Origin of the sequence: Thermomonospora sp. CIF 1 (genome assembly GCF_001896795.1) — a bacterium.
Classification (GTDB): domain Bacteria; phylum Actinomycetota; class Actinomycetes; order Streptosporangiales; family Streptosporangiaceae; genus Thermomonospora; species Thermomonospora curvata.
In genome coordinates, this window is record NZ_MOYN02000025.1 from 1 (window position 1) to 13,156 (window position 13,156).

The 13,156-nt window shown below is 70.3% G+C and carries 12 protein-coding genes and 1 tRNA gene; 2 read left to right on the forward strand and 11 right to left on the reverse strand.

Annotation, left to right across the window (positions count from 1 at the left end; genetic code table 11):
• Nucleotides 1–957 precede the first annotated feature (957 nt).
• The 3 genes from folP to BUE48_RS21805 form a co-directional block, all read right to left on the reverse strand.
• The gene (folP, locus tag BUE48_RS21795; protein ID WP_286990867.1) at nt 958–1,863 is read right to left on the reverse strand and encodes a dihydropteroate synthase; all 906 of its coding nucleotides are present in this window, start codon (nt 1,861–1,863) and stop codon (nt 958–960) included.
• A gap of 90 nt (nt 1,864–1,953) precedes the next feature.
• On the reverse strand, nt 1,954–3,045 hold the full coding sequence (locus BUE48_RS21800; RefSeq protein WP_286990868.1) for a hypothetical protein: 1,092 nt from the start codon (nt 3,043–3,045) through the stop codon (nt 1,954–1,956).
• 299 nt (nt 3,046–3,344) lie between these two features.
• Nucleotides 3,345–3,429: transfer RNA gene (locus BUE48_RS21805), tRNA-Tyr, on the reverse strand.
• 164 nt (nt 3,430–3,593) lie between these two features.
• Here BUE48_RS21805 and BUE48_RS21810 point away from each other — a divergent pair.
• On the forward strand, nt 3,594–4,082 hold the full coding sequence (locus tag BUE48_RS21810; RefSeq protein ID WP_012854684.1) for a YajQ family cyclic di-GMP-binding protein: 489 nt from the start codon (nt 3,594–3,596) through the stop codon (nt 4,080–4,082).
• A gap of 319 nt (nt 4,083–4,401) precedes the next feature.
• On the opposite strand, the gene BUE48_RS21815 is transcribed toward BUE48_RS21810, so the two are convergent.
• The gene (locus BUE48_RS21815) at nt 4,402–4,680 is read right to left on the reverse strand and encodes a helix-turn-helix domain-containing protein (RefSeq protein WP_012854685.1); all 279 of its coding nucleotides are present in this window, start codon (nt 4,678–4,680) and stop codon (nt 4,402–4,404) included.
• Nucleotides 4,681–4,728: 48 nt separating this feature from the next.
• Here BUE48_RS21815 and map point away from each other — a divergent pair, with 48 nt between their 5' ends.
• On the forward strand, nt 4,729–5,496 hold the full coding sequence (gene map, locus BUE48_RS21820) for a type I methionyl aminopeptidase (protein WP_012854686.1): 768 nt from the start codon (nt 4,729–4,731) through the stop codon (nt 5,494–5,496).
• A gap of 30 nt (nt 5,497–5,526) precedes the next feature.
• On the opposite strand, the gene htpX is transcribed toward map, so the two are convergent.
• From htpX to BUE48_RS21855, 7 genes are all read right to left on the reverse strand, one after another.
• The gene (htpX, locus tag BUE48_RS21825; protein WP_012854687.1) at nt 5,527–6,381 is read right to left on the reverse strand and encodes a zinc metalloprotease HtpX; all 855 of its coding nucleotides are present in this window, start codon (nt 6,379–6,381) and stop codon (nt 5,527–5,529) included.
• A gap of 114 nt (nt 6,382–6,495) precedes the next feature.
• Nucleotides 6,496–8,001: an NADH-quinone oxidoreductase subunit N gene (locus tag BUE48_RS21830; RefSeq protein ID WP_012854688.1), complete on the reverse strand. Its 1,506-nt coding sequence runs from the start codon at nt 7,999–8,001 to the stop codon at nt 6,496–6,498.
• 67 nt (nt 8,002–8,068) lie between these two features.
• Complete coding sequence (locus tag BUE48_RS21835; RefSeq protein WP_041440217.1) at nt 8,069–9,574, reverse strand: complex I subunit 4 family protein; 1,506 nt, start codon at nt 9,572–9,574, stop codon at nt 8,069–8,071.
• Complete coding sequence (locus BUE48_RS21840; RefSeq protein WP_286990869.1) at nt 9,571–11,667, reverse strand: NADH-quinone oxidoreductase subunit 5 family protein; 2,097 nt, start codon at nt 11,665–11,667, stop codon at nt 9,571–9,573. The genes BUE48_RS21835 and BUE48_RS21840 overlap by 4 nt, the downstream gene beginning before the upstream one ends.
• Nucleotides 11,664–12,050 (reverse strand): NADH-quinone oxidoreductase subunit NuoK, encoded by a 387-nt coding sequence (gene nuoK, locus BUE48_RS21845; protein ID WP_012854691.1) that lies wholly within the window; start codon nt 12,048–12,050, stop codon nt 11,664–11,666. Before nuoK ends, BUE48_RS21840 begins: the two co-directional genes overlap by 4 nt.
• Nucleotides 12,050–12,604 carry an NADH-quinone oxidoreductase subunit J family protein gene (locus BUE48_RS21850; RefSeq protein WP_012854692.1) on the reverse strand — a complete coding sequence of 185 codons (555 nt, stop codon included), beginning with the start codon at nt 12,602–12,604 and terminating at the stop codon, nt 12,050–12,052. Before BUE48_RS21850 ends, nuoK begins: the two co-directional genes overlap by 1 nt.
• Nucleotides 12,601–13,137, reverse strand: coding sequence for a NuoI/complex I 23 kDa subunit family protein (locus BUE48_RS21855; protein ID WP_012854693.1), 537 nt, complete (start codon nt 13,135–13,137; stop codon nt 12,601–12,603). Before BUE48_RS21855 ends, BUE48_RS21850 begins: the two co-directional genes overlap by 4 nt.
• Nucleotides 13,138–13,156 lie beyond the last annotated feature (19 nt).

Below are 13,156 nucleotides of genomic sequence, written 5' to 3' on the forward strand. Positions count from 1 at the left end.
ATGGTCTGGGTCGGCACGCACACCCTGCACTGGTGGGCTGCCATCTGCAGCAACGATGGCGACCGTCTGATTGAGGCGGCGACTCCCGCTGAGCTGGGACGTCGTCTCGACGCTGCTGGGATGCGTCGACACCCGCCCCACCCCGCCCCTCCCCACCAACGACGGGGACAGCAGCCAATCCTTCAACCCCAACGACGCAGGCTTGGCCCTCCGACTGCCTAGGGGGAACAGTGAGCACACACGAAACGACCGCTATCACGCGGGAGCTGTGGGGGTTGCTGGTTGCCGCCCTCGACGGCGACGACGAGGCCGTTGCCGACGACGCGCTTGAGGCCCTGATCTCCGCAGCCCCTCGACACTGGCACGCAGACATCCAGGACAGCGAGTCAGCAGGGGACCGATGGCGCGCGACGCGCCCCACTCTCCTGCCTGACTCCGGTTCTGGCTCCGGCCCGCGTTCCGCCTGCTATGGATCTACGACCAGTGCGCCAGGGCAGTAGCACAGCGCCCTAGCAGCACGGTGCTTCTGCCCTCACCATGCACGCCCCGTCTTCCTGGCGCGGAGGAAGGCGGGGCGTGCGTCATTCTCAAGCCAGGCCAGCACTCACGAGAGCGCAGTCAGCAGTGCGCAACACCTCGTGGAGACACGCGGATGAGAACTTTCTCTACGTGGTCAAGGGCGGCGCTTCGCGCCGCCGGCGGCCGCCCGCCCCGGCGCGCCGGGCGTGCGGCCTCTCCGGTCCGGTCCCGCCGCGCCGGGCCGGTCGTCCGTGGACGAGAGCACGCCCATGACGACGCCGAACGGCGAGCGCGACTCTGGGGGCTCCACCGCCCCCAGACCCCCGCGCCCCGGAGTGCTCATTCGCGCGATACTGTCTGTCACACCTTGCGCGCCGTTCGCGCGAATGAGCACTCCGGCCCGAACTCACGGTAGTCGGTGATCGTTCTTCTTTGTGGTCACACCAGGTTGTGCCGGGCCAGTTCCGGAGGGCGCCAACCTAGGATCGACTCAACCATCCGGACGGCAGGAACCAATTCAGCGACGTCATGCACACGGACGATTCGCGCGCCCTGCATGATGCAGACCGAAACGGTAGCGATTGTTGCCTCTATGCGGTCCAACTGCTCACGGTTGACCGTCTCTCCAATGAAGTCCTTGTTAGAGACCGCCACTAGCAGTGGGTAGCCTATCTCAGCGATCTCGGGCAGGCGTCGGGTCAGCTCCAACGAGTGATATGTGTTCTTGTTGAGGTCATGCCCCGGATCGATGATGATGCGGTCAGCGGGGACGCCACGACTTTCCGCAAGAGCGACGCGAGCTCTCAGAAACTCGGCGACCTCGGTCACCACATCGTTGTAGGTGGGACGAGGGTAAGGCGTACGAGGCTCGGCGAGACTGTGCGTGATGATGAGACCGGCACCTGCCTCGGCAACCACGTCAGCCAAAGCCGGGTCATGCAGACCACTCGTGTTGTTCAGGACGTTGGCGCCCGCAGCGAATGCGGCACGAGCCACTTCCGGGCGATACGTTTCGACACTGATCACCGCGTCGGTACGGGCACGAGCTGCCTCAATGACGGGAACAACGCGGTCGATTTCCTCTGCCTCACTTACCGGAGGTCCCGGAGCAAACGGCACGCCGCCGATGTCGAGCCAGTCGGCACCATGGATGATCGCATTCTCGACGGCCGTCACGGCGGCTTCAAGGGCGAAGGTACGGCCCCGATCGTGAAAGGAATCAGGGGTGCGATTGATTATCGCCATGACGGCAACCTGGCGCGAGAAGTCGAACGTCCGGCTACCGATCGTCCGCTGAGGGCAGATGATCTCCGGATGGTAGATCTTGGTATTGGCTTCCGTCACCGTCGCCCCACCTTCGTCGAGAGCTAGCACCCAAGCATAGCCCTACCAGGCAACACAGCATGGACGGGGGAACAGGTAGCCGGCTACCCCTCAGCTAGAGCGTGCCCGGCGCCTCAGCCCCACGATGAGCCGTAGCAGACCGAAGAAGGTGAGGGTCCCAACCACGACCACCGCCATCGCGACGGCCTGCTGGCCGAAGCCGCGCGCCTTGAGTACAACCGTAGCGGATCCAGCGAGAAAGCCAATGAGCGCGACGAAAAGGCCGAGGATCTCCACCATTTTAAGCAGGCCCGAGGTCACCATTTCCTGGGCCACGTCAACGCGTTGCGCGAGCCTCGCCGAAGCCTCGTTAATGCGCTGCTCCATCTCTGCCGACGCCTCAGAGATCCGCTCGTCAATCCGAGCAGTGATCCTCTCAGAAAGGATCTGCGCACTCTCGTCAATCTGCCGCTGCAAGTCGCGAGAGAGGATGATCGCCCGACGCTCTTGAGCAAGCTGCTCGTGAACGAGGTTATCCCCCACGGCCAAACCATCGATGGCGCGGTCGATCTCGTAAAGCGCGTCATCGAACCGCCGGAGCTTGCGATACGCCGTCGCCCGCCGATAGTAGACGATTGGGTCTTCCTGGCCACGTGCCATCATCTCATCAGAGAGGCGCAGCAAAAGTTGCGGTTGCTCCGGCAGGTGATCCGCGAACCATATGCCCGTCAGAGCTACTTGGTTGCTCTTGACGTCAGCATCCGGCGCGTCAACCGCACGCTGAAAAAGACTTAGTCCGTTCGATGCACGCGAACCGAGAGCTGCAAACGCAGCGAGAGCAATCACTAGGGCGTCATCGCCGAACTCTTGCAGCCATTCTACGCACGCACGATGAAGTTGTTCGAACTTGAAATCGAAGCGTAGACGCTGGCCCGTGATGTACGCGAGGCAGAGCCGCGCCGTACGACTATCAGACGCGGCGAGGACGCGCCCTCGATCATCCTCGTTCGGGTACCGCTGACCGTTCGTGCGCGCTAGCCAGGCGAGGTCAGTCGCCGCAAGCCGGATCTGGGGCAGGGAAAACCCGTGTTCCTCGACAAGAGTCACGAGATCAATGATCCAGTCCGCAGGATCAGCGGACGTTTTCGGAGCGAGCAGCTCGACTAGCAGGGCGGGCCGCTCGGACTGTGAGGCGGTAGCCATCTGCTCCGTGAGCCGGGAGACTCTCAAGGCGTCATCTGAGTGTTGCGGTTGGGGAGGGATGGCATCTTGAACCATGAGTCCCCTATCTGTTGTCCGCCATGTGACCGACAGCAGTCTAGGCCGAGCGGAGGACACGACAAGGTGAGGAAAGGATCACCCCGGCGTCGAGGGCGTGCCCCGGGCGTGCCCCAAGCGTGCCCGTACGGGCGGTGAGTCACGGTCACTGGCGGAGACTCGCGGCAACAACGCAAAGCGGCCCTTCACCGGTGTTGTTCCTGGTGAAGGGCCGCTTTGGCTGCTGGTGGCGGGTCCAGGATTCGAACCTGGGTAGGCGAAGCCGACGGATTTACAGTCCGCTCCCATTGGCCACTCGGGCAACCCGCCGTGGTGTGTCGTCCGATGGCGACGGACAAAGCTTAGCGGACCTGGCGAGTACTCGTGACATCGAAGGCGGTGAAGGTCGTCGGCGGGGGCGGCTGACTAGGGTTGGTCGCTACGTGGCCCGGGCTGGCCGCACAGGCGTTGTGAGCATTGAGAGGGGTTGTTCCGTGGCGGACTCGTCGTTCGACATCGTCTCCAAGCTGGACCGGCAGGAGGTCGACAACGCGGTGAACCAGGCCGCCAAGGAGGTGGCCACCCGGTTCGACTTCCGCAACGTCGACGCGGGGATCAAGCGGTCCGGGGACGGGATCGAGATCCAGGCCAACACCGAGGAGCGGGCCAACGCGATCCTGGATGTGCTCAAGGAGAAGCTGGTCAAGCGGGGCGTCTCGCTGAAGGTGCTGGACGCCGGGGAGCCCAAGCTGTCGGGGAAGGTCTACAAGCTGCACGTCGGGCTGAAGGAAGGCATCTCCCAGGAGAACGCCAAGAAGATCAGCAAGATCATCCGGGAGGAGGGGCCCAAGGGGGTGCGGGCCCAGATCCAGGGGGATGAGCTGCGGGTCAGCTCCAAGAAGAAGGACGACCTGCAGAAGGTGATCGCGTTGCTGAAGAGCAAGGACCTGGACGTGGCGCTGCAGTTCGTCAACTACCGCTGAGAAACCGCCACGGGGATTCGCAGACCACGCGGCCGGGTCGCCAAGGGGAGGGGGCGCACCGGCCGCGTGGCGTCCCGGGCGTCGGCCGCGCCGCTCACGGCCCCGGGAGACGCAAAGGGGGCGCGCCGGGAGCCGTACCCCGCCAAAGGCTGTCCGGCGCGCCCTCGTTCGTTGTGATGCAGGGGCGGCCGGGGAGGTTCGAGACGGCCGTGAAATTTTCCGAAGCGGTCGGCGAAAGAGCGGCCCGCCGCTGAGGGGTCTGCGGAAAGTCCCGGGTCATGGCGGGAGCCGCCGGGTCTGCACCGGCCGGTTCGGCGGCTCAGCCGGCCAGTGGGGTCTGCCGGTCGGCGGAGTCGTCCGGCATCAGGGTGCGGGCCAGCGCCCCGAGGTCGAGGTCGAGGACGCGGGCCAGGGCGGCGACGGTGAAGAAGGCCGGGGCCGCGATGGCGCCGCGTTCGATCTTGCGGAGGGTGTCGAGGGAGATGCCGGCCTCCTGGGCCACGGCGGCGGCGCTGCGCGATCCGCGGGCGGCGCGCAATGCCCGGCCGAGGGCCCTGCCCCGGTCGCGCTCTTCTTCGGTCAGCGGGGTACGCACCATGGCGACGACTCTACTAAGGATAAAAATACTGGTATTAGAATACCCGTCATGGTGAGTTACAAGAGCCCCCGCGAACTGTCGGTGATGCGGGAGGCGGGCCGGGTGGTCGCCATCACCCTGGAGCGGGTCGCCGCGGCGGCCGAGCCCGGTGTGACGCCGGCGGAACTGGACGCGATCGCGGCGCGCTGCATCAAGGAGCACGGGGCGCGGCCGTCGTTCCTGCACTACCGGCCGCGGTTCGCGCCGACCCCCTACCCCGCGGTGCTGTGCCTGTCGGTCAACGAGGTGGTCGTACACGGCATCCCGGACGGGCGCAGGCTGCGCAAGGGCGACCTGCTGTCGATCGACTGCGGCGCCGAGGTCGGCGGCTACCACGGGGACGCGGCCATCACCATCTCGATCGGGCCGCCCGACGCGGGGGCAGCCCGCCTGATGGAGGCCACCAAGCGGGCCTTGGAGCGGGGAATCGAGGCGGCCCGGCCCGGTGCGCGCATCGGCGACATCTCCCATGCGGTGGAGCAGGTGGGCCGGGAGGCCGGCTATGGAATCCTCGAAGGCTGCGGCGGGCACGGCATCGGCACCGCGATGCACGAAGAGCCCTCGGTGCCCAACACAGGACGCCCCGGGCGCGGCCTGCGGCTGCGGGAGGGGCTGACCATCGCGATCGAGCCGATGTTCCACGAGGGCGGGGACGACCACGGCTACACGCTGGCCGACGGCTGGAGCATCGTCACCTCCGACGGCAGCCGCGCCGCCCACTTCGAGCACACCGTGGCCATCACCGCCGACGGCCCGGTGGTCCTCACCGTGCCCTGAAAAGGCCCTGAAAAGCCGTCGTGCGCCGGCTCAGCGGCGGCCCGCCATGCGTTCCAGGCGGGCGACGCGCTCGGCGGTGGGCGGGTGGGTGGAGAACAGGTTGCCGATGCCGGCCCCGCGGAACGGGTTGGCGATCATCAGGGAGCTGGCGGAGGCCAGCTGCGGGTCCTGGGGCAGCGGCATGGCCTGCGTGCCCGCCTCGATCTTGCGCAGCGCCGAGGCCAGGGCCAGCGGGTCGCCGGTGAGGCGGGCCCCGGAGGCGTCCGCCTGGTACTCGCGGGTCCGGCTGACGGCCAGCTGGATGATGCCGGCGGCGATCGGCCCCAGGATCATCATCAGCAGGGCGCCGAGCAGCCCCGGCCCTTCCTCGTCCTCGGAGCGGCCGACCGGCAGGAAGATCGCCAGGTGGGACAGGGAGGTGATGACGGTGGCGAGGGCCGCGGCCACCGAGGAGATCAGGATGTCGCGGTTGTAGACGTGGGAGAGCTCATGGCCCAGCACCGCGCGCAGTTCCCGCTCGTCCAGCATGCGCAGGATGCCGCGGGTGCAGCAGACGGCGGCGTTGCGCGGGTTGCGCCCGGTGGCGAAGGCGTTGGGCTGCAGGGTCTCCGACACATACAGCCGGGGCATCGGCCGGCGGGCCGCGGTGGACAGTTCCCGGACCAGCCGGTACAGCGTCGGGGCCTCGACCTCGCTGACCGGATGGGCGCGCATCGCGCGCAGCGCGATGCGGTCGCTGAAGAAGTAGGAGACGCCGTTGACGGCCAAGGCGAGGACCAACGCGACGGCGAAGCCCGCCCTGCCGCCCAGCGCCCAGCCCGCCGTCAGCATCAGCGCCGAGAGCGCGCCGAGCAAAACGGCCGTCTTGACAGCGTTGAACTGCACTTCCGTCGGCCTCCCGGTTACCGAGCCGGGGTTTTCGCCCATGGCGGAAACCCTTGCGGCGCAATCGTTCAGACAACGGTCTGACCTCGATAAACGTTCCCTGCGGCGGGGCGGTCACATGGTGGCGGACGCCGCCTGCAGCACCAGTTGCGGGGCCGCCGACAGCACCAGGGCGCCGGCCGCGGCGGCGGCGATGGCCGCCCGCAGCGCGGGGGTGCGCGGCATCGGCCCCACCCGGCCGGCGGGCGCGGCGAAGAGGCGGGCCGCCCAGGCCAGGTAGTAGTACAGGCCGATCACGGTGTTGACCGCCATGACCACGGCCAGCCAGGTCACCCCGCCGGCCACGGTGGCCCGGAAGACGACGATCTTGGCGAACAGGCCCATCACCCCCGGCGGCAGCCCGGCCAGGCAGATCAGGAAGAACGCCATGGCGGCGGCCGTCCCCGGGTGGCGCCGGGCCAGGCCGCGGTAGTCGTCGAGGGAGTCCCAGGCGGGGGCCGGCCCGGCGGGCGGGGCGCCGGCGCGGCGGCGGAACCCGATCACCACGGCGAACGCCCCGATGTTCATGACCGCGTAGATCGCCACATAGGCGACGGTGGCCGCCACCGCCTCCGGCAGCCGCCGGTCCCCCACCGCCAGCGGGGCCAGCATGTAGCCGGACTGGGCGATGGACGACCAGGCCAGCAGCCGGATCGCCGAGCGCTGCCGCAGCGCCACCAGGTTGCCCGCCGTCATGGTGACCGCCGCCAGGACGGCCAGCACCGGCCCCCACACGTGCGCGTAGGCGGGCAGTCCCAGGGCGACCACGATGGCCAGCCCGGCGAAGGCGGCGGCCTTGGAGACCACCGACAAAAACGCCGCCACCGGCAGCGGCGCCCCCTGGTAGACGTCCGGGGCCCAGAAGTGGAACGGCACCGCCGCGACCTTGAAGGCGAAGCCCGCCAGCACCAGCACCACGCCCAGCGCCGCAACGGGCTCCAGCTCGCCGGGGACCCGTTCCAGCGCCGGGGCCACCCGGTCCAGGTGCATGGCGCCGGTCACCCCGTAGACCAGGCTGACCCCCAGCAGCATCACCGCGGTGGAGGTCACCGAGACCAAGAACAGCTTCAGCGCCGCCTCGGTGGCCACCCCGTCCCGGCGGCGCAGCGCCACCAGCGCGAACACCGGCAGCGACAGCGTCTCCAGCGCCACCACCAGCAGCACCAGGTCCCGGGCGGCCACCAGGGTCAGCGCCCCGGCGATGGCGGCCAGCAGCAGGAAGTGGAACTCCCCGGCCGGCAGCCGCGCCCCGGGGGCGGTGATCTCCTCCAGTGACAGCAGCACCACCACCAGCGCCGCCAGCAGCACCACGCCCTGGAAGACCAGCGTGAAGTCGTCGGTGACGTACGAGCACGACGGCGGCCCGCCGGCGCGCAGCCCTTCGGGCAGGCAGAAGGTGGCCCGCCGGTCCCCCGCCGCCAGCGCCGCCACCGCGGCCAGCGCCGCCCCCACCGCGCCGCAGGAGGCCGCGCCCAGCAGCCGGGCGGACGCCCCGAAGGCGTCGGCCAGCAGCAGCCCGATCGCCGCCACCGCCACGATCAGCGGCGGCGCGATGGCCGCGTAGTCGATCGACTGGATCATCCACGCCTCCCCGTGGAACCCGCCTTCGGACGACGAGCCGGCCCGGCGGCGGAATGGACGGCGGTCATCAGCCGCCTCCCAGCAGTGCCGTGACCGGGGCGGTGGTCAGGTCGAGCAGCAGCTTGGGCCACAGGCCGACCAGCAGCGTCAGCGCGACCAGCGGCACCCAGGCGGCGTACTCGGCCAAGGTGAGCCCCGGCAGCGCGTCCCGCCGGCGGTGCTCGGCCACCGGCCCGTGGGTGATCTTGGCCAGCAGCCGCAGGAAGTAGGCGGCGGTCAGCACCGCGCCCAGCGCGCCGACCGCCATGAACGTCACGAACGTCTCCCGCGGCAGCGCCTCAGCGGGACGGTAGGCGCCCAGCAGCGCCAGCATCTCGCCCCAGAAGCCGGCCAGGCCGGGCAGTCCCAGGCTCGCCACGGAGGCGAACGTCAGGAAGGACGCCAGCAGCGGGGCCTTGGTGAGCATCCCGCCGCCCAGGGAGTCCAGCTCCCCGGTGCCGTAGCGGTCTTTGACGCCGCCGGCCAGGAAGAACAGCAGCCCGGTGATCAGGCCGTGGGCGATGTTGCCCAGCAGTGCCGCGTTCACCCCGACGGGGGTGAGCGTGGCGATGCCCAGCAGCACAAAGCCCATGTGGCCGATGGAGGAGTAGGCGATCAGCCGTTTGAGGTCGCGCTGGGCCAGGCAGGCCAGTGCGCCGTAGACGATCCCGATCACGGCCATCAGCCCCAGCCACGGCGCCCACACCACCGCCCCCTCCGGGGCCGCCGGCAGCGCGATGCGGACCAGCCCGTAGGTGCCCATCTTCAGCAGCACCCCGGCCAGCAGCACCGACCCGATGGTGGGCGCCTCGGTGTGGGCGTCCGGCAGCCAGGTGTGCAGCGGCCACATCGGCACCTTGATCGCCAGGCCCAGCCCGATCAGCGCGAACGCCGTGATCTGCGCGGTGCGCGTCAGTCCTTGGCCGGGGGCCTCGGCGAGCGCGGTCATGTCGAGGGTGCCCGCGTTCGTCCCCACCACCAGCAGCCCGGCCAGCAGCAGGCCCGAACCCAGCAGCGTGTAGAGGATGAACTTCCAGGCCGCCGCCCGGCGTCCGGCGCCGCCCCACAGCGCGATCACCAGGTACATGGGGATCAGCACGACCTCGAAGAAGACGAAGAACAGCAGCAGGTCGAGCGCGACGAACGTGCCGAGCATGCCGACTTCGAGGACGAGCACCGAGGCGATCAGCAGCCGGGCCGAGCCGCCCTGCGGGGGGTGCCGCAGCGTGTAGACCAGGCACAGGAACGTCAGCAGCGCGGTCAGCAGCACCAGCGGCAGCGACACTCCGTCCACGCCCAGGTGGAAGCGCAGGTCGATGGCCGGCGCCCAGGCCCGGTCGAACTCCAGCTGCATGCGGCGCGGGTCGCCGTGGTCGAAGGCCGCCGCGGCCAGCAGCGCCGGCAGCAGTGTGATCCCGGTGACGGCCGCGCCGTAGCGGCGGACGGCGGTGTCGGTGGGCAGGAAGCGGGCGGCGGGCAGCAGCAGCGCCAGCGCGCCCAGTGCCGGCACCGCCAGCATGACGAGCAGGATCACAGCAAGACCACCACCCCGACCGCGATGACCACGACACCGGCCAGCAGGCCCGTCAGGTAGGTCTGCACATCACCGGTCTGCGTCCGCCGCAGCAGCCCGCCGGCCCGGCGCGACCGGCCGGCGACGCCCACCACCGCCGCGTCGATGCCGCGCCGGTCCACGGCGAGGACGGCCCGCGCCGCCGCCCGCACCGGCCGGACGACCAGCACGGCATAGACCTCGTCCACATAGAAGGCGCGCTCGAGGACCCGGCGCAGCGGCCCGAGCCCACCGGCGGGGTCGGCCGCCGGGTCCCGGTTCCACACCAGGTAGACCGCAACGGCCCCGGCGGCGGCCGCAAGCAGCGACAGCAGGGCCGAAAGCGGATGCGGACGCAGCTCGGGCGCGCCCAGCCCGAAAAAGCCCAGCAGTGCGGCGGGCACCGCCAGGGCCGCCACCGGCCAGGTCATCAGCGGCGGCGCCTCACGCGCCGGGAACGCCGCGCGGGGCTCGCCGAAGAACGTCATCAGCCAGGCGCGCATGGCGTAGGCGGCGGTCACCGCGACGGTGGCCAGCAGCGCCAGGCAGATCAGCCAGGCCACGCCGCCGGGCAGGTGCGCCGGCCGCTCTCCGTGCGCGGCCGCGTGCCAGGCCGCCCCCACGATGGCGTCCTTGCTGAAGAACCCGCTGACCGGGGGCAGGCCGACCAGCGCCGCATAGCCGATCGTCATCGCCCAGAACGTGACCGGCATCGCCCGGCGCAGCCCGCCGTGGCGGCGCAGCAGGCCGGAACCGGTCACGAAGATCACCGACCCGGCGGCCAGGAACAGCAGCGCCTTGAACGCCCCGTGCGCCACCAGGTGGAAGATCGCGGCGACGGGGGCGCCCACCGCCAGCCCCGCCGCCATGCAGGCGAGCTGGCTGATGGTGGAGTAGGCCAGGACGCGTTTGAGGTCGTCTTGGGCCAGCGCCGCCAGCGCCGAGCCCAGCATGGAGATCACCGCCAGCACGCCCAGCACGGTGAGCGCGGCCGCCGAGGCGGCGAAGGCCGCATAGAGGCGGGCCACCACGTAGATCCCGGCCGCCACCATCGTCGCCGCGTGGATCAGCGCGCTGACGGGCGTCGGGCCGGCCATCGCGTCCGGCAGCCAGGTGTGCAGGGGGAACTGGGCGCTTTTGCCGGCCACCCCGGCCAGCAGCAGCAGCGTGGCGGCGGTGACCGTGCCCTGGGGCAGGTCGGGGAGGCGTTCCAGCACCCCGCCGATGGAGAAGGTGCCCGCGCCGACGCCCAGGACGAAGATCCCGATCAGGAAGCCGACGTCGCCGAGCCGGGTGATCAGGAACGCCTTGACCGCCGCCCGCGAGTTGGCCCGCTCCTGCCAGTGGTGGCCGATCAGGAAGTAGGAGCAGACCCCCATGACCTCCCAGCCGACGTACAGCACCAGCAGGTCGCCGGAGTAGACCACCAGCAGCATCGCGGCGGTGAACAGCGAGATGAACGCCGCATAGGAGGAGTAGCGCCGGTCCTCGGCCATGTAGGCGACCGAGTACAGCTGCACGGCCAGCGCCACGCCGCAGACCATCAGGGCGACCAGCGCGGCCAGGCCGTCCACCCGCAGCCCGAGCGCGATGTCGATCGTGCCGGTGGGGATGAGGGTCAGCGTGCCGGTGCGGACGCCGGGGTGGCGCCACACCGCCACCGCCACGATCAGCGCCAGCACGGTCGCCACGGCCATCGGCAGGCAGGCGATGAGGGCGGGCCCGTTGCGCGGCAGCCCGCGCAGGGCCGAATCGCCTGCCGCGTACCGGGCCGGGGCGGCCGGTTCCGGTCCGCTCACCGGCAGCGGCATGGTCGGCGCCTCGGCGGATGTCTTCTCCGGTTCCGGGGACGTCCCGGCGGTTCCCGGGGTCTCAGTGTCTTCGGCAGAGGTCTTGGAAAGTTCCCCGGCTTCCGGGCCACCGGCTCCAGAGCGCCCGGCGCCGTCAGCGGTCCCGAAGGCCTGCGCAGCCGGGGGTGCGGCGCCCAGCAGCCGGGACGTCCACGGGCCCAGCAGCATGCCGGCGAAGGCGGCCAGGAAGGGCAGCAGGGTCGCCAGCGCGGCGAGGGTGATCATGCGGTGTCCCCCTCACGCGCCGCCGCGGCCGCCGGCCGCCGGGGCTCCTGCGGCGTCTCCTCTCCCGCGGGGGCGGTCTGCTCGGTGAGGGTGCGCAGCCGGTCCACTTCGATCATCCGCCGGTTGCGGAAGACCAGCAGCACGATCGCCAGGCCCAGGCCGATCTCGGCGGCGGCGATGACAATCGTGAACAGGGTCATCACCTGGCCGCCGTGCAGCCGGTCGCGCCACAGCACATCGAAGGCGACCAGGTTCAAATTGACGGCGTTGAGCATCAGCTCGACCGACATCAACACCAAGATCGCGTTGCGGCGGGCCAGCACCCCGTACACGCCCACGGAGAACAGCAGCGCCGCGACGACCACGGGATAGGCGGCGTGCATCAACCGTCCCCTTCCCCGTCGTCTTCCTCGTCGCGGGCGCCGATGTCGGTGCGGGACAGCACGATGGCGCCGACCAGGGCGGCCAGCAGCAGCACCGACAGCACCTCAAACGGCAGCACCCAGGTGCGGAACAGGCTGCCGCCCAGCGGCTCGGCCCCGCCCCCGCCGGCCTCCAGGTCGATGTAGGCGTCCTTGAACCCCATCACCAGCACGGTGACCAGGACGGCGGCGGTGGCCAGCGCCACGGCCAGGGCGGCCCAGCGGTTACCGGAGTCCAGCGGGTCGTCCGCGCCCGAACGCGGCACCCGGCCGATCGGGGCGCGGGTCAGCATGATCCCGAACAGCAGCAGCACCACCACCGCGCCGACGTAGATCAGCACCTGCGTCCAGGCCACGAACTCGGCGGTCAGCACCAGGTAGCAGCCGGCCAGCGCGCCGAAGGCGACCACCAGCCACAGCGCCGCGTGGACCAGCTGCCGGGTGGTCACCACCAACACGGCCGAGCCCACCGCCACCACGCCCAGCAACGCGAAGACGACCTCCGCCGCGGTCATCGCGGCCCGCCCCGTCGCATGGCGGCGCGGCGGCCGGCCCGCTCGGCGGCCGTCACCTCCTTGGGGGTCTCGGCCGCCGGATCATGCGCCTGGGGCGGCGGCACCGTCCACATCCACTCGCGCAGCCGGTCTTTTTCGTGGGTGAGTTCGGCGATGTCGTACTCGGCGTACTCGAACTGCGGCGACCAGAACAGCGCGTCGAACGGGCAGACCTCCACGCAGATCCCGCAGTACATGCACAGCGCGAAATCGATCGCGAAACGGTCCAGGACGTTGCGGGTGCGGGGGCGTCCGCCGCCCTCGGCGGGCAGCGTCTCCTTGTGGGAGTCGATGTAGATGCACCAGTCGGGGCACTCGCGTGCGCACAGCATGCACACGGTGCAGTTCTCCTCCAGCAAGGCGATGACCCCCCTGCTGCGCGGCGGCAGGTCGGGCCGCACCTGGGGGTATTGACGCGTGACGGATCGCCGCGTCATCGTCCGCAATGTGACGGCCAGCCCTTTGGCCAGCCCGCCTCCCGGTACCCGTGCCACGGCCCCATGATTGCCTACG